Genomic DNA, 21,181 nt, shown 5'->3' with positions numbered 1-21,181 from the left:
AAGGCGGCGGAGCGGCGTCACCGCCACGCCCCCTTCTGTCATTGTCCGTTCCGCCCTGCCCTGCCCTCAGGCCGTCGCTTCCATCTGGATGACGCGCAGGTTGTTGGTGGTGCCGGCCTGGGCGAAGGGGATGCCGGCGACGACCACCATGGTGCCCGTCCTGCCGGCGAACTCCTCCGCCCGCGCGGTGGCGATGGCGCGGTCGACCATCTCCTCATAGGTGCGGATGTCGTCGGACAGCACGCTGTGGGCGCCCCACAGCAGGCAGAGCCGGCGCGACACCGCCTTGTCCGGGGTGATCGCCAGGATCGGCACCTCCGGCCGCTTGCGGGCGATGCGCGCCGCGGTGGTGCCGCTGGAGGTGAAGGCGACGATGGCCGAGGAGTGGAGGGTTTCGGCCAGATCGGCGGCGGCGGCGGCCACCGCATGGGGCGGGCTGTGCTCCTCGCCCGGATGGGTCGCCTGGATCAGCGAGTGGTAGAGCTTGTGCTGCTCGGTGGAGCGGATGATGCGGTCCATCATCGTCACCGCTTCGACCGGATACTTGCCCGACGCCGATTCGGCCGACAGCATCACCGCGTCGGCGCCGTCATAGATGGCGGTCGCCACGTCCGACGCCTCGGCCCGCGTCGGGGTCGGGGCGGAGACCATCGAATCGAGCATCTGCGTCGCGACGATCACCGGCTTCACCGCCAGTCGGCAGGCGCGCACCAGCTCCTTCTGGCGGCCGGGCACGTCCTCGTGCGGGATTTCGACGCCGAGGTCGCCGCGCGCCACCATCACCGCGTCCGACAGGCGGATGATGTCGTCGATCCGCTCCAGCGCCTGCGGCTTCTCGATCTTCGCCATGATGCCGGCGCGGTCGCCGATCAGGCTGCGGCCCTCCATGATGTCGCCCGGCTTCTGCACGAAGGACATGGCGACCCAATCGACGCCCAGCTCCAGCCCGAAGGCGAGGTCGGCGCGGTCCTTGGAAGTGAGCGGCGACAAATCCAGGATGGTGCCCGGCAGGTTGACGCCCTTGCGGTTGGAGATGGTGCCGCCGACGATCACGCGGGCCTCGATCCAGTCGTCGCCCAGCTCGGTCACCTCGACGCGGACCCGGCCGTCGTCGATCAGCAGATGGTGGCCGGGCATGATGGCGGCGAAGATCTCCGGGTGCGGCAGCGGAATGGACCTCTTGTCGCCGTCGCTGCCCTGAAGCACGAAGCGGATCGATTCGCCGGTGGCGACGTCGATCTTGCCGTCGCGGATGGTGCCGACGCGGATCTTCGGCCCCTGAAGATCCTGCAGGATGCCGATGGGGCGGCCGACCTCGGCCTCCAGCTCGCGGATGGCGCGGTGGACCTTGGCGTGGTCGTCGTGGGTGCCATGGCTGAAATTCAGCCGGAAAGTGTCGACGCCGGCCAGGAACAGGGTCTTCAGCATCTCGGGCGAGTTGCTGGCCGGTCCGACGGTGGCGACGATCTTGGCGCGGCGATGACGGCGCATGTGGTTCCGGCCGCGGGGGCCGTCCTCTCTTGGCTAGGGCCGTCCGGTGCGCCGGCGGGGCGGCTGCCACCTTTGCAGGACGGCGGGGTGACTGGTCGGCAATGCAACAGCCGGGGCGGAAAACCGTTCTGGCGGCGCCTGACGAACAGTCGCGTACCCTATCAAGGTGTCGCCATTGCCGGCGGAAAGCAAGGCGGCTCACCGGGTTGGAGTTCTTCCAACCGCCCGCCTGGCGTCACGCCGGCGCCGATGCGGGCGCATCCCGCCCCGCCGGCCATCGGCTGGCCTGTCCGCTGCGGGGGCCGGGCGGGCGGTCTTCATGCGGGGCGGCGGCGCCACCGGACCGTCGCTGGGCATCGCCCGGCGTCCTTCCTATGAGCAAAAGGAATAAAATCAGCAAACAAACCCTTTAACGATGCGTTTCCGCAGGGGGGATGGCTCACGAAATTTAACTTTCTTGCCTGCGCAAAAGGTCGTTTGCGAATTGGTCTTACCCCCGAGGTCGTAATTCCGTGCGCCGGTCTAATTTCAATCAAACCCGTGATCGTGTGAATATACGTGGTACATATCAGGCAGGATGTCGCGGATTTTTTGAAACTATGATGCGCGTCCCCGGATGATGGCTATATTGTGTCATCTGTGTCCTTTGGGGTCTTCTTTGACGAAATCAGTGCGTGGAAAGTAGATTTTGAGTAGAGGCAAGAAGGATTGTGGAGATGACCGGATATCCTGTGACCATGATGGGATATAGTTCGTTGCCCTGATCCGTACCCCTCGAACTGTCCTGCGACCGGATGGGCCAAATTTGCCACAAGCTTCGAAAAAACTTAACTGGATTTGGAAAGGTTTCGTTAACCATTGGAGCGCCAGCATGGCTTCAACGAAACGGACATAGGATCAAAGTCATGAGCACGACCACCTCGCCGAGCAAGATCGTCGTAAACGCCTACGGCCAGTCCGCGGACGGCGTCGCGCCGAATTTCAAGCTTCTGGTGGATGGTCAGGAGGTCGGGACGGCCAGTGCGGCGACCACCTCGTCGAAGGCCTACAGCTTCACCGCCGACCTCGCGGCCAACACGGCGCACAGCATCCAGGTCGTTTACGACAACGACACCGCGACCGCCGCCAGCCGCGACCTCTACGTCCAGTCGATCGAGGTGAACGGCCACACGCTGAAGCCGACCGACGCCGTCTACGAACGCCATGACGATGCCGCCCCGGTGCCTACCCAGGCCGGCCAGGAAGCCATGTGGTGGGACGGCGCGCTGACCTTCAGCACCCCCGCCAGCTACTACGCCGCGGCCCCGGCCGCCGCCCCGGCCGCCGGCACCGCGCAGAACACCATCGTCGTGAATGCCTCGGGCAGCACGGCCGGCGGCGAAGGCGCCCGCTTCACCGTTCTGGTGGACGGCAAGGAGATCGGCAAGGCCATCGCCGACAGCACCGATCCCAAGGAATTCAAGTTCACCGCCGATCTGGCCCAGGGCGCGGCCCATTCGGTGCAGGTGAAGTACGAGAACGACACCGTGATCGATGGTGCCGACCGCAACCTGTACGTCCACAGCATCAGCGTCGACGGCAAGACCGTTGCGGCCACCGACGATGCGGTTTCGGTCCAGCGTGAGGCCGACGGTGCCGACCTCGGCGCCACCTCCAACCTCTATTGGAACGCCACGCTGACCGCGAAGCTGGATGCCGGCAACTTCGACGGCTCCACCGGCGACGCCGGCGGCGATACCGGCGGCACCGACGGCGGCAATTCGGGTGGCGGCAATTCGGGCGGCGGCAGCTCGGGCGGCACCACTGGAGGGTCCACGGGCGGCTCCACCGGCAACGGCAGCACGCTGTCGGTCAAGGTGAGCGACGTCACCGTTGCCGATCCCGGCATGGTCGAAAGCCAGAGCAGCGGGACGATCAACGGCTTCCTGAGCACCAAGGGCAACCAGATCGTCGACGAAAGCGGCAACAACGTCCGCCTGACCGGCGTCAACTGGTTCGGCGGCGAGGGCTACAACTATGTGCCCGCCGGCCTGTGGGCCGACAGCTACCAGGGCCATATCGACAGCATGAAGGGCCTGGGCTTCAACGTCATCCGCCTGACCTGGGCGGACGACATGTTCGAGAGCGAGGCCGTCACCAACGGCATCGACTATTCGAAGAACCCGGATCTGGTCGGCCTGACCCGTCTGCAGGTCTATGACAAGGTCATCGACTACGCCGGCAAGGTCGGCATGAAGGTGATCCTCGACCACCACCGCAACGACGGCGGCGCCGGCACCAACGAACACGGGCTGTGGTACACCGACAAGAACCCGGAATCGAAGGTCATCGAGAACTGGCAGATGCTGGCCAAGCACTATGCCGGCAACGACACGGTGATCGGCGCCGACCTGCACAACGAGCCGAGCGTGTCCGCCACCTGGGGCGGCGATCCCGCCACCGACTGGGCCTCGGCCGCCGAGCGCATCGGCAACGCCATCCAGTCCGTGAACAAGGATTGGCTGATGATCGTCGAAGGCACGGAGTGGAGCAGCACGCTGGCCGGCGTGAAGGACCGTCCGATCGAGTTCGACGTGCCGAACAAGCTGGTCTACTCGCCGCACGCCTACGGCCAGAGCGTCTTCAACTTCAGCTGGCTGCAGGACGCCAACTTCCCCAACAACCTGCCGGCGCAGTACGACGGCATGTGGGGCTACATCTACAAGAACAACATCGCGCCCGTGCTGATCGGCGAGTTCGGCGGCCATCTGACCAGCTCGGCCGAGCAGACCTGGGCCAACGCCTTCGTCGATTACCTGAACGGCGACTGGGATCTGGACGGCAAGAGCGACCTGCCGGCCGGCCAGCAGGGCATGAGCTGGACCTACTGGGCCTGGACGCCGGAATCGCATGACGTGGGCGGCCTGCTGAAGGACGACTACAAGACCATCGACATGAACAAGATCAACATCATCAAGTCGGGTCTGGCGTCCGGCACCGGCACGGGCAGCTCCGGCACCGTGGCGGGCACCGACGAGGCGGTCTTCACCGTGCAGCTGGCCAACGCGGTCACCACCGCCACCACCATCGACTATGCGACCGAGGACGGCACGGCCAAGGCCGGGTCGGACTACGCCGCCACCAGCGGCAGCCTGACCTTCCAGCCGGGCGAGACCACCAAGACGGTCACCGTCCAGATCCACGGCGACAACGCCGGCAATGAAGGGACGGAGAACTTCCTGCTGAACCTGACCCACGGCGACACCAGCATCGGCAGCGCCATGGGCTACATCACCGATCTCGCGGCGTAAGCTCTCCCGCGAGGGACGAACCGAAGCAAGGGGGCCGATCCGCGTCAGAGATGGCGCGGGTCGGCCCCCGTCGCTTTTTCAGGGCCGGCACATTTTCAGGGCCGGCACAATGCGCCGACGGCCGGCCATTCCACCGCCGGATGCCCGGCCAGCCGGTCGAGCAGGCGGTCCAGCAGGTTCCAGATCGCCTCGTCATGGACCCGGTGGTGGGTCAGCAGGCCGATGGGCTCATGCGGGCCGCGCCGGCCCTCCCGCCTTTCGCGCAACTCGCGGCACAGCGTGTCGAGCAGGGCGGCGGGCGGCACCGCGGATCGGCCGCCGCGCCAGTCGATCAGGTCCAGATGGGTGTTGATCCAGGCAACCCCTCCCCGCTCCCGCGGCGGCGTGCCGAAGGCGGAGACGGCGCGATAGCCGGCGGCGGCCAGCCGGACGGGCATGTCGGCGGCCATCCGGTTCCAGGGCGGGACGAACAGCGGGAAAAGCCGGCCGCCGAACAGGGCGCGCAGGACGGACAGGCCGCGCTCGGCCTCCACCTGCCGGAGATCGGCGGGACGCTCCGGCCCGAATTCGCATTTCCTGGCGCCGGGGGCGGCATGGTCGGCGTGGGCCCAGCCATGGACCAGCACGGCCGCATGGGGCTGATCCGCCAGCGCGTCGGCGAGGGAACGGCCGGCCTCCGCCGGGATGACGGCAAGGCAGAGCGGGATGCCGGCCGTTGCACAGCGCCGCAGCAGCCGGTCGAGTTGCGGGCCGGCGGCGACCGCGTCGTCGTCGCGCAGCCAGAACGCGCAGCGCCGGCCGAGGCCGCTCCAGCGCGACAACTCCTCCTCCACCGGGTTCCAGTTCGCGGCGCTCCAGTCGCTCATGATCTCTTCTCCGCCAGCATGGCCTCGGCGATCTCGACGCTGCGCGCCGCGCCGGCCAACGATTCCGGGTCGAGCGGCGGGATGCGTGCGCCCATGACGGACTGCAGGGCGCCCGCGAGGCTGTCGGGGGTCAGCTCCGCCTCGCGCAGCATGGCGATGCCGGGGCGGCGGGCCAGGATGGCGGCGCGGATCGTCTGCTCGACCTCCTTGCCGTCCTCGAACGGGCAGAAGACGCTGGGCACCCCCACCGTCAGGCAGTCGAGCGCGGTGTTGTAGCCGCAGCGCCCGACCGAGGCGGATGCCCGGCCCAGCAGGGCGCGGAAGTCGGGGCGTACCGGCTCCACCAGCAGACGGTCGGGCGGGGCCATGGCGCGCAGCCGGTCGGCCAGCGCCGCGTCGCCCTTCGCCACCAGCAGGCGCCAGCGTTGCGGCAGGGCGCCGGAGGCGGCGCATAGGGCGGCGCAGCGGGCGGCGGCCTCGAAGACGGGACGGCCGACCGGGCCGCCGCCTGCCGTGACCAGGATCTCGCCCTGCCCGTCCGTGCCGCCGTCGGCAAGGGCCGGCGGCGGCACGACGAAGCCGGTGTAGCGCAGCAGCGGACGCATCGCCATGGTCAGCGGCCAGCTGTCCTCCAGCGGCGCCACGGCCGGATCGGAATGGACCAGCACGCCGTCATAGAAGCCGAGCAGCCGCCGCTCCGTCTCCGCCACCCGCGCCGGCTTGGAGGGCGGGGCCAGGATGTCGCGTACGGAGGCGAGCGCCAGCGGCGGGGCCGGCAGGCTGCGGGCGCGTTCCAGCAGGGCGTCGAACTCGGCGGCGAGCGCGCGGCGGCCGAAGGGGAACAGCTCGGTGACCAGCACGTCGGGGCGGAGGCTGTCGAGCAGGCCGGTCAGCATCGCCCGCCGCGCCGCGAAGATCCCGGCATCGGCGGGACGCCCGTCGGCGGTCAGCAGGGTGGCGAAGTCGGCGCCGTCGCTCGCCAGCGGCGGCAGCTGGCGCAGGGTGGCGCCGCCGCTGCCGAGATGGGGGGCAGGGCGCCCGCCGCTGACCACGTCGACGCTCCAGCCGCGGGCGGCGAAGGCTTCGGCCAGGGCGAGCGCGCGGCTGAGATGGCCGGTGCCCAGCAGGTGGGTGACGACGATCATGAGCTTCACGACAGGCGCTCCCCCTCGTGGTTGCCGTCCGGGCGCAGGCTGCCGTCATCGCTGAGCGTCATGGCGTAGAGGCGGTCGCGCCTCACCGGAACCGGCGGCGGGCCGCGGAAGTCCCAGCCCCAGGCGAGCGCCAGGGCGACGCGAATCACGCCGATATGGGTGACGGCGAGGTGTGGGCGGGGCATCTCCGCGGGGACAATCGCCCTCTCCTGTCCCGGGCGAGGGAAGGGGCCCGCGCCGCAGGCGTGGGGAGGGTGAGGGGTGGGGCGAGAATCGGGAACCGCATGGATCCTTGGATTACCCCTCACCCTTCCCATGCTTCGCATGGGCCCCTTCACTTTCCCGGGGCGGGAGAGGGAGTGCAGCCAGTCGGTCAGGCGCTGGCGGATGTCGGCGGGGCTTTCGCCGGCGGGGGGGCGGAAGTCCCAGCCCCAGGCTTCGAGGTCGCGGTAGCCGCTGGCGGGGTCGGCGCGCAGGTCGATGCCGCGCAGCCCCTCCCAGGAGCCCCAGTCCATTTCGATCAGGCGGCCGTCGGTGCGGACGGGACGGCCGTTGCCCAGCAGGCGGGCCGTCTCGACGGCGCGGGACAGCGGGCTGGCGTGCAGGACGGCGTCGCGCCAGTCCTCCGGCAGGGTCAGGCGGGACAGGCGCTTGCGGCCCTCGGCGTCGAGCGGGATGTCGGTACGGCCCTGGATGCGCCCCTCGCGGTTCCAGCCGGTGACGCCGTGGCGCAGGAAGGCGAGCCGGATCATGCCGGCGCCCGCCGGGTCAGGCCGGTCAGCAGGGCGCGCAGACGCTCCGCCGCCGCCGGCAGGCCGTGATGCGCCTCGACATGGGCGCGGGCGCCTTGGCCGAGGGAGCGCAGGGCCGGCGGGTCGGCGAGCAGGCCGGCCAGCGCCGCGGCGAAGTCCTGCGGCGTCGGGCCGGTCAGCCGTCCGCCGACGCCGTCGCGGATGACGGTGCCGGTGCCGGCGCTGTCGACGGCGAGCACGGGGAGCCCATGGGCCTGCGCCTCCAGATAGACCATGCCGAAGGCCTCGTTCAGGCCGGGCCAGACCAGCAGGTCGGCGGCGCGGTAATGGCCGGCGAGGTCGGCGGGAGCGCCGGCGCCCAGCAGCCGCACGCGCGGGCCGAAGGGGGCGAACAGCGCCGATACCTCCGCCGCCGCCGGGCCGTCGCCGACGATGTCGAGCGTCCAGGGGCGGGCGGTCGGAAGTTGAGCGGCCAGAAGATGAAGGGACTCGGCCAGCAGGCGGTAGGAGGCGAGCTTGTCGCCCGGCCGCATCATGGCGACGGTCAGCAGGCGGGTTGGCGAGCCCGGCGCCCCGCGCTCGGCGGTGCTCGGTTCCGGGGCGGGCGGCAGGTCGAGGAAGGGGGGCAGCATCGCCACGCGCTGGCCGGGCGGGCCGTAGGCCTCCACCGCCTGCCGGTCGCGGTCGCTGACGCAGAGCACGAGGTCTGCGGCCTCGACGGCGGCCTCGGCGGCGGCGGCGAAGGCGGACCAGGGGCCGGTCAGGCGCTTGCGGGCGCGGGTCGCCTCCGCGACGACATAGGGGATGCCGAGGCTGCGGGCGATGCGCGGCCCGATCAGGTCGGGCGCCTTGTAATAGACATGGTAGCTCAGCCACAGCGACGGGCGGCGCTCCGGCGCGGCGGCGTAGAGGGAGAGCAGGCGGCCGCATTCCGCGTCGGCCCTGGCCGTCAGACGGGCCTGGAGCGCGGCGTCGCCGCTGCCGTCATAGACGCGCAGGCCGCTCGCCACCTCCACCGGTCCGGTCACAGCCAGCGCGCGCAGGATCAGCCGCGCCATCTGGCGGTCGCCGGAGGGCACCGGGTGGTCGACCGGCTTCAGCGGGGCATAGAAGGCGATGCGCGGCGGGGACGGGGCGCTCATGCCGCGGCCTCCGCCAGCCGGCGGACGAGGCGGTCGATGCCGGCGGTCATGCCGAACTCGGCGCGCAGGCGGGCATGGGCGGCCTCGCCCAGCCGCAGGCGCAGCGCCGGGTCGGTGGCCAGCCGTTCCAGCGCGGCGGCGATGGCGGGCGGGGTGCCGTCGGTCAGCAGGCCGTGGACGCCGTCGGCGATGAATTCGGGGATGGCCGACACGGCGGTCGAGAGGATGGCGAGGCGCTGGCTCGCCGCCTCCATCAGCACGTTGGGCAGGCCGTCGCGGTCGCCGTCCCCGGCCACCACGCTGGTCAGCACGAACAGGTCGGCGCGGCGCAGGGACTCGATCACCGCCGCCTGGTCCTGCGCGCCGCGCCAGTCGATGCGGCCGGCCAGCCCCAGCCTTTCGGCCCGCGCGCGCAAGTCCTGCTTCAGGTCGCCGGAGCCGATATGGACCAGCCGCCAGTGCAGACCGTCCGGCAGCATCGCCAGCGCGTCGAGCAGCCGGTCGTAGCCCTTCTTCTCCACCAGCCGGCCGACCGACAGGATCTCCACCGCGCGATCGGGGGCGGAACCGTCGCGGGCGGGGGCGTCCGCGCGGTCCGGCGGGGCGGGAAAGCGACCGAGGTCCAGCCCGTGATAGACGAGGTCGATGCGCGCGGGATCCGCCGCCAGCCCGCGCAGATGCGCCGCCCCGACCGCGGTGCAGGTGACGCCGAAGCGGGCGTCGGCCAGCTTTTCCCGCTTCTCCCATTCCGGGGTGGTCCAGATGTCCTTGGCATGGGCGGAAAAGCCCCAGCCGACGCCGCGGATGGCGGCGGCGTAGCGCCCGACCGAGGCCGGGGTGTGCAGGAAATGGACATAGAGGAAGGGCATGGCGGCGGGCAGCTCCGCCGCCAGCACCAGCGCCTGACCGAAGCGGCGCCCCCGGTTGGCGGTGCGGTCGCGCATCAGGTCGCGCAGCCAGCCCCGCGCCGTGCGGGCCAGCCCGGCCGGATGGCGGACCAGCAGGCGGCCGAGCGCGCGCAGCACCCGCCCCGGCTCGTCGCGCAGGTATTCCGGCAGGTAATGGACCGGCGCGGTGATGCGGTCGTGCAGGGCGTGGCGGCGGGCGTCGGTGGGGCGGCGCAGCGACCAGATCGCCAGATCGACTCCGCGCTCCTGCAGGGCCAGGATCTCCTGCGCGATGAAGGTCTCCGACAGGCGGGGGTATCCCTTCACCACCACGGCCAGCGTGACCGGCCCGCCGGACGGTGCTCCGGGCGGTACAGGGCCGCCCTTCCCCGGTCCGGACGTCATGCGCGCTTGCTCATCGCCATGCGGGACAGGCGCAGCGCCGCGCGGCGGAGCGGGGTGAGGGCCGCCGTCCGGCCGGACGGCCCTTCGGCCTCCAGCAGATCGCGCGTCAGCCCGGCGATGCGGTCCAGACCGCCGAGCAGGCCGGGCAGCGGGCTGGCCGAGGGCGGCGGCTGGGCGGGCAGCGCGCGGATGGCGTCGGCCATCGCCCGCGGGTCGCCGCCGTCGCGGTCGCTGTCCAGCATGCGCAGCAGGCCCAGCGCCTCCGCCGCCTCCGCCCGGATGCGCTGTTCCAGCCGCGGGCGGGTGCGCGGGGCCAGCACCGACGGCTTGTCGAAGGACAGGATCTCGCAGAAGGTGTTGTAGCCGCCCATCGCCACCACGCCCACGGCGCCGGCAAAGAGGTCTTCCATGCGGGAATGGAAATCCAGGGTCTCGACCCGGCCCTTCAGCCGGCCGATGCGGCGGGCGAACGCCTTGCGGTGGGAATCGTCCAGGAAGGGGCCGTAGACGATCAGCGCGCGCGGGCTGAGGTCGGGATCGGCCTCATAGGCGGCGATGGTCCAATCGACCAGGGCGGCGCCGTCGCCGCCGCCGCCGGGGGTGACCAGCACATAGGGAGCGCCCGGCCGGACAGCCGCCCCCTCCGTCGGTTCGCGGCGGAGATAGCCGGTGTAGCGCACCCGAGCCGCCACCTCCGGCGGCAGGTCCAGCCCGTCGAGCGGACGGTAGACCTGCGGCAGGCCGTAGACCCACAGCTGGTCGTAATAGCGCTCCACGGCGGTCACCGCCTCCTTGCGCTCCCATTCCGGCTGCAGGGCCTCGGGCGCGTCCAGCACGTCGCGCAGGCCCAGCACCACGCGGGTGCCGCCGCGCGCCCGCATCTCCTCCAGCGCCGGCAGGAATTCGCCGTGCAGGCCGGTCGGCTCCTTGTCGACGATGGCGAGCGTCGGGCGGAAGGCGCGGGCGGTGGCGCGGATGATCTCCGCCCGGATGGCGGTGGTCTGCTCGATCGGCAGGCCCAGGTTGCGGGCGGTGTAGCCGCCGTCCGGCTGCTTCACCACGCCCGGCAGGCGCACATGGTCGACCCGCTCGGGAAAGTCGAAGCGGCCGGCGACGGGCGAGCCGGTGAGGATCAGCGCCGAGGCGTCGGGAAAGGCCGACACCAGAGCTTGGGCAATCGTCCGCGATCGCCGCAGATGTCCCAGCCCGAAGGTGTCGTGGCTGTACAGCAGGATGCGCGGCGGTGTTCGGTCGGGGTGGATGGACCGAAAAGGAGCCAGGGGCCGGTGCATGCTCGGGCACTCCGCGTCAGCAAGGAGTCGGAACCGAAAAGGCTTGGGGGATCAAGTCATTATGTTCGTCCGATGACCGGTGTGGCCCCGGTGGCCGCGCGTCCGGTCCAGGCGGCGGCGCTCCAGCCTGGACAGAACCCCTCACATGGATCGCGCCGCGCATCAAGCCGACTTCCGGCCAGGCGGAAAAACCAAGCTATGAGGTGCGATATATGAGAGGGGCGCATGCTTGCAGGGCTTGCCGGCCGCCGGGAAAAGGGCTCAGTCGCCATGATAGGGATCCAGGGCGTCACGCAGTCCGTCGCCGAAGAAATTGAAGGACAAGACTACTAGGATCACCGGCAGCATCGGCAATGACACCCATGGATAGGTTTCCACCGCCATAAGGTTCTGGGCGTCGTTCAGCATCACCCCCCAGCTGGTGGCCGGCGGGCGCAGGCCCAAGCCCAGGAAGGACAGCGCCGTCTCGCCCAGGATCATCGCCGGGATCGACAGGGTGGCGCTGGCCAGCAGGTGGCTGGCGAAGTTGGGCAGCAGGTGGCGGCGGATGATCCGCGCCGGGCTCGCCCCCATCAGCTCCGCCGCCATGACGAAATCCTCCTCGCGGAGCGCCAGGAAGCGGGAGCGCACGGCGCGGGCCAGCGACGGCCAGTCGAGCAGGCCGAGGATGACGGAGATGCAGAGGAACACCGTCACCGGGCTCCAATGCGCCGGCACCGCGGCGGAGAGCGCCAGCCACAGCGGCAGCTCCGGCAGGGATTTCAGGATTTCCGACAGGCGCTGCACCCCGGCGTCGATCCAGCCGCCGAAATAGCCCGCCATGCCGCCCAACGTGACGCCGATGGCGAAGGAGACGGCGATGCCCAGCAGGCCGACGGTCAGCGACAGCTGCGCCCCGATGGCCAGCCGCGACAGCATGTCCCGGCCCAGCCGGTCGGTGCCCAGCAGATGCAGCGTCGCCCCCGGCGGCGGGCAGACCAGCCGCATCCGCATCTCCACCAGCCCCAGGAAGCGGTAGGGCTTGCCGGGGCAGAAGAACTCCAGCGGCATCGGCCGGCTGGTGTCCGCCTCGTAGCGCCAGCGATAGTCCTTCAGGTCGGGCTGGCCGGTGGTCGGGTAGACGAAGGGGCCGATGAAGCGGCCGTCGTGGAACAGGTGGATGCCCTGCGGCGGGGCGTAGAGATGCTCCACGTCGCGTTCGTTGGCGCCGTAGGGAACCAGGAAATCGACGAAGGGCAGGCTGAGATAGGACAGCCCGAGGAACAGCGCGCCCAGCACCGCCAGCCGGTGGCGCAGGAACCGCCGCAGCATCAGCCGCCCGGTCGAGGCGCCCGGATCGAAGCGGGGCGCCGGACCGTCCATCGCCGCCGGATCGGGATAGGGCCGGCTGTCGACGTAGTGGTCCCAGCCGCCGCCCATGCCCTCGCCGGTGCCCCCGCCGCTCATGCCGCCACGTATTATGCCCGGTTCTTCCGCGCCCGGACCCGTCATGTCCTGGTTCTTCATGACTGGGCCTTCCTTGCCTTGCCCAGCCGGATGCGGGGATCGAGCAGCGCCAGCGCGATGTCGGAGATCAGCATGCCGACCAGCACCAGCAGCGAGATGAACATCAGGATGAAGCCCGACAGGAAGATGTCCTGCGCCCGCAGCGCCTCCAGCAGGGCCGGACCGATGGTGGGCAGGCTCAGCACGACCGAGATCAGAACCGACCCCGACACCAGCGACGGCAGCAGCGACCCGATGTCGGAGACGAAGGGGTTCAGCGCCATGCGCAGCGGATAGCGGGTCAGCCGGCGCAGCGGCGGCACGCCCTTGGCCTTGGCGGTGACGACATAGGGCTTGCCCAGCTCGTCCAGCAGGTTGGCGCGCAGGCGCCGCACCATGGCGGCGGTGCCTGACAGGCCGATGACGACGGTGGGAACGATCAGGTGCTGCAGGATCGAGCCGGCCTTGGCCCAGCTCATCGGCTGGTTCTCGTATCGGGCGTCCACCAGCCCGCCGATCGGCAGGCCCAGCCATTTCTGGCCGTAATAGAGCAGGATCAGCGCCAGCAGGAAGTTGGGCGTCGCCAGGCCGATATAGCCGATGGTGGCGGCGAGGTAATCGACCCAGCTGTTGGCGCGGATCGCCGCCAGCGCCCCCAGCGGGAAGGAGACCAGATAGACGAACAGCACGGCGGCGACGTTGAGGATGACGGTGAACCACAGGGTTTCGCCCACCACCTCCGCCACCGGCCTGTTGAACTCGAACGACCAGCCGAGGTCGCCCTGCAGCAGGCCGTTGAAGCCGTTCGGCCCCGGCCACAGGCCGATCCAGATCAGGTATTGCTCGGGCAGCGGCCGGTCCAGCGCATATTCGCGGCGCAGGAACTCCGCCTTGGCAAGCCCGGCCTCCTGGCCGGTGGCGCGCAGCTCGGCGATCTGGTTGGACAGATAGTCGCCGGGCGGCAGGTTGATGACGATGAAGATCACGATCGACACCACGATCAGCGTCGGGATCATCACCAGCAGCCGGTGCAGGATGAAACGCGGCATGGGCGGTCATTCCCCCCTGCGGTAAACGCCGGCCGGCTCGGGATCGGCCGGGCGGGCGTCGGCGAAAAAGAACTCGTCGGGCCGGTAGATGCCGAGATAGGCGCCGGGATCCCACAGCCACAGCCCCTTCTCCGGCACGTTGCGCAGGCGGTTGGCGACGGCGATGGGCTGCGGCGTCTTCGCCACCACGCCGATGACGAAGATCTGGTCGGCATGGATGTCGAGCATCGCCGACCACAGGGCGCGCCGTTCCGTCTCGTCGGTGGTTTGGCGCCAGCGGCGGGCGAACTCCATCAGCTCGCGCGCGACCGGCATGTCGATGGCCTCCCCGGCACCGCCGGAGGTCTGGTAATACTGCCCCCATTTCGGCCAGCTGAAATTCTCCTGGGTCATCGGGGCCAGCTCCCCCGGACTGCTGTCGGGATCGGGGACGCCGTTGTCCCAGCCGCCCCACACCGCCATCATCGTCTGGCCGGCATAGACGCGGTTGCGCAGCACGTCGCGGTCCACCATGCGCACCAGCAGCCGGACGCCGATGTCGCGCCAGGTCTCCGCGATGATCTGCAGCGCGTCGGCCACCTCCGGCTTCTCGCCGGCCGATTCCACGATCACCTCCAGCGGGCGGCCGTCGGGCAGGTCGCGGTACAGCTCGCCGCGCTGGCGCTTCAGCCCGATCTCGTCGAGCAGCGCCGCGGCCCGTTCGGGGTCGTAGCCGGTCCAGACGCCGGTGCGCTCCGGCTTGTAGAGCGGGCTTCCCGGCAGCACGTCCACGCCGCTTTCGCGCGCCAGCCCGAAGAAGAGCGAGCGGTTGACGATCCGCCGGTCGATGCCCATCGACAGGGCGCGGCGGAACCGGGGATCGCGCAGCAGGCCGCGCCAGACCGGGTCGTTGTAGTTCAGGTTGGGATAGAGCGCGATCTCCGCCGCCTTGCCCTCCGGCCACAGCAGGGTGCGGTAGTCGCCGCCCCTCTCCCCCGCCACCAGCACCGGCACCTGGGAGAAGGTCAGCCCTTCGGCCTGGAGGTCGGCCTTGCCGGTGGCGACCTGCGCCGGGATCAGCCCGCCGGCCATCACCGTCACGTCCAGCCCGTCGGCGTAGGGCAGCTGCATGCCGCGCGTGTCGAAGCGGTGGTAATAGGGGTTGCGCTGGAACAGCAGATGGCTGCCGGTGCCCTTCGACATCGCCATCCAGGGCTGGAGTGTCGGCTCGTCCGGGTTCTCCATGCGGAACATGTCGTCGCGGGCGTTGTGCAGCGCCGCCCAGTTGCGGACCTTGTACTTTGCGATCAGCGGCGCCAGCTCCGCCTCGCCGGTGTAGCGGGCGTGGAAGCGCCTCAGGTAATGGGCCGGCCGGTAGATGAAGGGCGGCCGGGCGGCGGCCAGCGCGGGCAGGAAATAGGGGTTCGGTTCCTCCCAGGTGAAGCGGGCGGTGACCGCGTCGGGGAAGCTGACCTGCGGCGGCTTGCCGCCCGCCAGCATGAAGCGCGGCGGGCCGGAGGGCGACAGCATCGGATCGTTGGCGACGTCCTCCCACCAGTAGCGGATGTCGTCGCTGGTGAAGGGGGCGCCGTCGGACCAGCGGTGGCCGGCGCGCAGGGTCAGGGTGAAGTCGCGCCCGTCGACGACCGTCACGTCCTTCAGGATGTCGGGCACCAGCTCCCGCTTCTCGTCGTAGCCGACCAGCCGGGCATAGCCGTAGAGCACGGCGATGCGGCTGTTGCGCCGCTGGGTGATGAAGGTGCGGATCCAGCCGCCGGACCGGCCGAGGTCGCGGCCCCTGGCCATCGGATCGACGATCAGCGGCTCTTCCGGCATGCGCTGGCGCACGGGCGGCAGCAGGCCGTAGCGCACCTGATCACGCAGGAGCGGCGGTTCCTGCGGGGTGAAGGCGGCGGCGGGGGCGGTGATGAGGAAGGAAAGGAGGAGGGTGAGGAGAATGCGTTGCAGGATTTTCGCGAGCATCCCGCCGCGCGTCCCCCTCCTCCACCCCGCCGCGAAGCGGCGTGGCCCCACCCTCTCCCCGGGGGGGAGAGGGTGATCCGAGCCGCCGGGGCGAAGGATCGTCCTCATGCCGCCCGCCTTGCGAGACGGCCTCTCACGAAATGACCGGGTGCGGTTTCCACCAGCGGGGGCGGGGCGCCGTCGGGGGTGGGGCGGAAGGGGGCGGGCCACAGGTCGGGGGCGCCGGCGCCGAGCGCCACGGTGGCGACGTCGATCGGGCGGCCGACATCCGGTTCGGGCGAGGCGGCGATCAGCGCGCGAGTGTAGGGATGCAGCGGGGCGGAGAACAGAACGGCGGGCGGCGCCTGCTCCATCACCCGGCCGGCGCGCATCACCGCCACCCGGTCGGCCAGCCGCGCCACCACCGCCAGATCATGCGAGATGAACATCAGGCTGAGGCCGAGCCGCCGCTTGATCGCTTCCAGCAGGTCGAGAACCTGCGCCTGCACCGATACGTCGAGCGCCGAGGTCGGCTCGTCGCAGATCAGCAGCTGGGGGTCGAGGGCGAGCGCGCGGGCGATGCCGATGCGCTGGCGCTGGCCGCCGGAAAAGGCATGGGGATAGCGGCAGGCCCAGGCGGGATCGAGCCCGACCTGCGCCATCAGCGCCCGCACCCGCTCCCACCGTTCGCCGCGGTCGCAGACGCCGTGGATCACCAGCGGCTCCGCGATGATCTCGCCGACGCTCATGCGCGGGCTGAGGGAGGCATAGGGATCCTGGAACACCAACTGGGCGCGGCGGCGGTAGGCGGTCAGCTCCGGCCCCGCGGCGGACAGGAGGTCGAGCGGCGGCTGCCCGGCGGACGGCCGGAACAGCAGGCGGCCGCCGGGGTCCGGCCGCTCCGCCAGCATCGCGAGGCGCGCCAGCGTCGTCTTGCCCGATCCCGACTCGCCGACGATGGCCAGCGTCTCCCCACGGCGCACGGACAGGTCGATGCCGTCCAGCGCCCGGACGCGGGTGGGGCCGCGCTCGTAGGTCTTGGCGACGCCGTGGAACTCCAGGATGGCGTCCCCGGCGGACTCGGCGGCGGAGTCCTCAGCGGCGTCCCCGGCGGCGGCGGGAAGCGCGCGGGCCATCCCGGGAATGCAGGGGGCGGCGGCCATCAGCTTGCGGGTGTAGCCGTGCAGCGGCCGGCCCAGCACGTCGGCGCAGCAGCCCGATTCCATCACCCGGCCGGCGCGCATCACCACCACGGCGTCGGCCATGTTGGCGACCACACCCAGGTCATGGGTGACCAGCAGTACCGCCATGCCGGTCTCCGCCTGCAGCTCCTTGATCAGCGCCAGCACCTGGGCCTGCAGCGTCACGTCCAGCGCCGTGGTGGGTTCGTCGGCGATCAGCAGCTGCGGACGGGCCACCATCGCCATGGCGATCATCGCCCGCTGGCGCAGGCCGCCCGACAGCTGGAACGGGTAGGAGCGGAAGGCGCGCAGCGGATCGGGGAAGCCCACCCGCTCGAACATGGCGAGGCACTTGTCGCGGGCGCTTCGGCGGTTGCAGTTGCCGTGCAGCCGCAGCACCTCCATGGTCTGGTCGCCGATGCTGTGGAGCGGCGACAGCGCGCTCATCGGCTCCTGGAAGATCATCGAGATGCGGCTGCCGCGGATGTCGCGCAGGCCCGACCGCGGCAGGCGCAGCAGATCGACCGCCTCCGCCCCCCGGCCGAACAGGATGGAGCCGCCGGCCACCTTCGCCCCGCGCGGCAGGATGTCCAGGATGCTGCGGCAGGTGAGAGTCTTGCCGGAGCCGGATTCGCCGACCAGCGCCACGCTCTGCCCCGCCCCGATCGAGAAGCCGACGCCGTCGACGACCGGACGGTCGACCGGCGCATTGCGGAAACGGATCGTCAGGCTCTCCACCTTCAGCATCGTTGCGTCTCCCGGCCGCTCGCCAAGCCATTCCCGTTCCGGTGAGGGTTGCCGTCACTCCCTCGCAGCCCCGGCGAGAGGGATGGGGCGAGGGGGATGCTGTGCGTGGCTCCGCGGGAATCCTCGCCGCGCTTTCCCCTCACCCTGACCCTCTCCCCGGGGGGGAGAGGGGATTCCTCTCCCCCCTGCCTCATCGCGATCACTCCATCATGGTTGTGTTGCGGATCGACTGTCGCCGGTGGTTTCGGGGGCCGGTTCGGTAGCCGGTAGGGCGGCCGTTGAGATGGGCGCCGAGCCGGAGGGGCCTTCGCTGGTCAGGCGCTTGCCGATCTGCTGGAGCACCCGCATCGGCAGCTCCGGCGCCGAGGGCAGAAGCCGCAGCATCGCCGCGCCGTCGAGCCGCAGCAGCCGCAGGTCGCTGCGCGCCCGGATGGAGGAGAAGCGGCGGACGCCGGCGAGAAGCTCCACCTCGCCGATCACCTCCGGCGGCTTGATGTAGGCGATGTGCAGCGGCGGCTGGTTGTCGGGCATCAGCCGCACCTGCTCCGCCTCCCCGTCCGCCAGGACGAAGACGAATTCGGACTGCTCGCCGCTGCGGTAGATGAAGTCGCCGGCGGACACCGTCCGCCATTCCGACGCCGCCAGCATGCGGCGCAGCACCGCCTCCGGCATGTCGGAGAAGACGGGAGAGCGCGACAGCAGCCGCAGGGCCGGCTCGTCGGCGCCCTCCCCTTCCCCGGGCACCGTGTCCTCCGGCTGTTCGGTGCCGTTCTGGCCGCGCCGGACCAGCCGGCCGTCCTCCAGGTCGTAGATCGCGTCGAAGGCCGGGTTGTCGGTGATCCGCTCCTCCAGCACGATCATCGTCATGGCCGGCAGGAGTTCCTTCATGCGCAGGAAGATGCGCAGCCGTTCCTCCGGGTCGTAGCTGTTGAGCGCCTGATAGATGACGAAGATGTCGGGCTTCTTCGTCAGGCCGCGGAGCAGCTGCACCCGCTGCCGCACGCTGATCGGCAGCAGCGAGCCGCCGATGCCGACCTCGCCCAGCGCCACCAGGATCAGCACGAAGGCGCGCGCGTCGGTCCGCTCCAGCGCCTCGTCCACCAGGGCGCGCAGCTGGGTGATGGCGCGCGGATCCTCCGTGGTGATGCGGCCGAACAGCAGGTTGTCCATCACGTTCAGGCGCGGGTGGTAGAGGTCCGGATCGAAGATGGCGACCTTGCCGCTCAGCTCATCCGGCATGTCCTCCAGCAGGCGGCGGCGGATCGCCATGACCGCCTCGCGCTCCGGCTCCGGGGCGAAGTCCATGCCGTCGCGCTTGGGCACGATCATCAGGAACATGGTGGCGAACAGCAGCGTGTCCGCGTCGTGGTGGCGGCGATGGGGCCGCTCGGACCGGCGCTTCAGGCGGGTGACCGCCTCCACCAGTTCCTCGAACAGGGCGTCGTCGATGTGCGGATAGCGCATGATCATGACGTCGCCGTTGTCGCTGTCGCGGTAGACGCTGACCACCCGCATGGCGAAGCGGCGGCCGAGATGCACCGCGGAGTCCCACAGCCCGTGCTCCTCCATCAGGGCGCGGATGGTGGGGTCGCTGACCATGCGGGCGACGGTCAGCCGCTTGCCGTCCGGCAGGCCGAACAGCATGTTCTCCGCCAGGCTGGCATAGGGGTTGAAGCGGTCGCGGTCGAAGCGGGCCAGCAGCTTGTCCATCCCGCGTTCGGTGATGGCGTCGCGCAGCCAGTGGCGGGCGCGCAGAAGCGGCTGGGCGACGAAGGGATAGTCTTCGGGGTCGAACACCTCGCGCAGGCCGCGCTGGTAGACGGCCGCCTCGCCGCCGGTCGCCGCCAGACACTGCATGAACCAGGGGCGCATGCTGGCCCAGTCGGTCGCGCCGATCATGGCGAAGTCGGTCCAGATGCCCTCCATGCTGTCGGTGGAGTTGCCGGACGCCTCGGCCTCCACGATCTCGCGCCTTCGGGCGGGGCTCATCGTTTCCGGGTCGTCGGGCGGCGGGCGGTGGCGCAGGCCGTAGGTGATGTTCTGCATCATGCTGCCGGTGAACATGCGCGGTTCCGGGCCGGCATAGGCCATGCGGCGCCCCAGCAGGTCGAGCGGCAGCTGATCCAGCGTGTGGTCGCCGATGGTGATGCGGCCGGAGGTCGGCGGCGACAGGCGCACCAGCACCTCGGCCAGCCGGCGCAGCGCCAGCGCGTTGGTGCCGGCGATGCCGACCAGAGCGCCCGGCGGCACTTCCAGCGTCAGCCGCTGCAGCATGCGGTCGCCGTATTCGTTGGCCCAGGTCACCGCCTCCAGCCGCAGCGGCGCCTTCAGGTCGGCCGGCGTGGCGGGTGTCGATGGGGCCCAGTCGAACAGGAAGGGCGGCGAGAACTGGTCGGCGATCTGCTCGTACTTGATCTGGGCGTCGATCATGTTCTGGTAATAGTCGAGCAGTTCCTTCCAGGGGGTGGTCAGATCCTTGAAGGCCGACAGCGCCGCCACCAGCGCGCCGATGGTCAGATCGCCGTCCAGGACCAGATAACCGCCGATCGAGAACAGGAAGAAGGGCGTGATCTGGTTGATGAAGTTGTTCAGGAACTTGACAAAATACTTGCGCTTGTAGATTTCCATCCTGATCCAATAGATGCTGCCGAGATATTGCGAGAATTCGGCCAGGACGTAGCGGACGGTGCCGTTGACGCGGACCTCGCGGACATTCTCCACGCTTTCGCCGATGCGCTCGGACAGCTGCCGGACCTTGCGCACCCGCTCCTTCCCCAGCAGCTTCACCTTGATCTGCAATTTTGGGATGATGTAGGCCTGCACCGGGATCAGCGCGATCGACACCAGCCCGATGGTCGGCTGCTGGATGAACAGGAACAGCAGGATCGTCAGCATCGTGCCGCCCTGGTAGAGCGGCTGGGCGAAGGAATCGCCGATGAAGCCCGCCAGCGGTTCGGTTTCCGCCGCGACGGTGGAGATCAGCTCTCCCTGGCTGACCTTGGAGAAATGCGGCAGCGGGAAGCGCAGCAGGCGGTCCAGCAGCATGAAGCGCAGCCGCCGCACCTGCCGTTCGCCGACCACCCCCTTGAAGGTGTTGATGCGCATCTTGAAGGCGCCGTTGGCCAGCACCAGCGCCAGGAAGGTGAAGCACAGCACCATCAGGTAGGCCACCGGCCCCAAGGTGACGCCCAGGATCTCGCGTTCCGGCTGGGGATCGGACAAGGCCCGGTTGATGATGATCTTCGGCAATTCCAGCGATGCGTAGAGCACCGGGAACGAGGCGATCGTCAACAGGGCGAGCAGGATCTGCTGTCGGCCACTGTGCTTCCATATGAACTGGAAAATATTGCGGTCCATCAATGGCCTTCCGCGTCGCGCCCGTCATTCGTACCAGCGTCATCCGTGCCGGTGTCGTCCGCCCCGGTGGAGCCCGGCGCCGGTGCCGGCATCCCTGCGGGCGGAAGGGACTGAAGATTGGCGGGAGCCGGGCCGTTTTCCA

13 protein-coding genes are annotated in these 21,181 nt (G+C 70.2%); 1 reads left to right on the top strand and 12 read right to left on the bottom strand.

Annotation, left to right across the window (positions count from 1 at the left end):
- Positions 1–66: 66 nt before the first annotated feature.
- Positions 67–1,491: a pyruvate kinase gene (pyk, locus tag DM194_RS23800; RefSeq protein ID WP_111070030.1), complete on the bottom strand. Its 1,425-nt coding sequence runs from the start codon at positions 1,489–1,491 to the stop codon at positions 67–69.
- A 905-nt stretch (positions 1,492–2,396) separates the two neighbouring features.
- On the opposite strand from pyk, the gene DM194_RS23795 reads away from it, so the two are divergent.
- Entirely contained in the window at positions 2,397–4,781 is a 2,385-nt protein-coding gene (locus tag DM194_RS23795; RefSeq protein ID WP_111070029.1) for a cellulase family glycosylhydrolase, read from the top strand.
- A 95-nt stretch (positions 4,782–4,876) separates the two neighbouring features.
- On the opposite strand, the gene DM194_RS23790 is transcribed toward DM194_RS23795, so the two are convergent.
- The 11 genes from DM194_RS23790 to DM194_RS23740 form a co-directional block, all read right to left on the bottom strand.
- Positions 4,877–5,647 (bottom strand): polysaccharide deacetylase family protein, encoded by a 771-nt coding sequence (locus DM194_RS23790; protein ID WP_111070028.1) that lies wholly within the window; start codon positions 5,645–5,647, stop codon positions 4,877–4,879.
- Positions 5,644–6,801, bottom strand: coding sequence for a glycosyltransferase family protein (locus DM194_RS23785; protein WP_111070027.1), 1,158 nt, complete (start codon positions 6,799–6,801; stop codon positions 5,644–5,646). Before DM194_RS23785 ends, DM194_RS23790 begins: the two co-directional genes overlap by 4 nt.
- Positions 6,798–7,553 (bottom strand): histidine phosphatase family protein, encoded by a 756-nt coding sequence (locus tag DM194_RS29090; RefSeq protein ID WP_111070026.1) that lies wholly within the window; start codon positions 7,551–7,553, stop codon positions 6,798–6,800. The genes DM194_RS23785 and DM194_RS29090 overlap by 4 nt, the downstream gene beginning before the upstream one ends.
- Positions 7,550–8,695, bottom strand: coding sequence for a glycosyltransferase family 4 protein (locus DM194_RS23775; protein WP_111070025.1), 1,146 nt, complete (start codon positions 8,693–8,695; stop codon positions 7,550–7,552). The genes DM194_RS29090 and DM194_RS23775 overlap by 4 nt, the downstream gene beginning before the upstream one ends.
- A complete protein-coding gene (locus DM194_RS23770; protein ID WP_176581495.1) occupies positions 8,692–9,987 on the bottom strand; it encodes a glycosyltransferase in 1,296 nt (431 codons plus the stop codon). Before DM194_RS23770 ends, DM194_RS23775 begins: the two co-directional genes overlap by 4 nt.
- On the bottom strand, positions 9,984–11,279 hold the full coding sequence (locus tag DM194_RS23765) for a glycosyltransferase family protein (protein ID WP_111070024.1): 1,296 nt from the start codon (positions 11,277–11,279) through the stop codon (positions 9,984–9,986). Before DM194_RS23765 ends, DM194_RS23770 begins: the two co-directional genes overlap by 4 nt.
- Positions 11,280–11,540: 261 nt before the next feature.
- The gene (locus DM194_RS23760; RefSeq protein WP_111070289.1) at positions 11,541–12,698 is read right to left on the bottom strand and encodes an ABC transporter permease; all 1,158 of its coding nucleotides are present in this window, start codon (positions 12,696–12,698) and stop codon (positions 11,541–11,543) included.
- Between the two features lie 83 nt (positions 12,699–12,781).
- Positions 12,782–13,813 carry an ABC transporter permease gene (locus tag DM194_RS23755; protein ID WP_111070023.1) on the bottom strand — a complete coding sequence of 344 codons (1,032 nt, stop codon included), beginning with the start codon at positions 13,811–13,813 and terminating at the stop codon, positions 12,782–12,784.
- A gap of 6 nt (positions 13,814–13,819) precedes the next feature.
- A complete protein-coding gene (locus DM194_RS23750; protein WP_111070022.1) occupies positions 13,820–15,775 on the bottom strand; it encodes an ABC transporter substrate-binding protein in 1,956 nt (651 codons plus the stop codon).
- A 104-nt stretch (positions 15,776–15,879) separates the two neighbouring features.
- Complete coding sequence (locus DM194_RS23745; RefSeq protein WP_111070021.1) at positions 15,880–17,682, bottom strand: ABC transporter ATP-binding protein; 1,803 nt, start codon at positions 17,680–17,682, stop codon at positions 15,880–15,882.
- A gap of 207 nt (positions 17,683–17,889) precedes the next feature.
- Positions 17,890–21,039 (bottom strand): ABC transporter transmembrane domain-containing protein, encoded by a 3,150-nt coding sequence (locus DM194_RS23740; protein WP_246024561.1) that lies wholly within the window; start codon positions 21,037–21,039, stop codon positions 17,890–17,892.
- Positions 21,040–21,181 lie beyond the last annotated feature (142 nt).

The sequence above is a fragment of the Azospirillum ramasamyi genome, assembly GCF_003233655.1.
In the GTDB taxonomy this organism is placed as follows: domain Bacteria; phylum Pseudomonadota; class Alphaproteobacteria; order Azospirillales; family Azospirillaceae; genus Azospirillum; species Azospirillum ramasamyi.
This window is presented reverse-complemented; position numbering and strand designations above follow the sequence as displayed.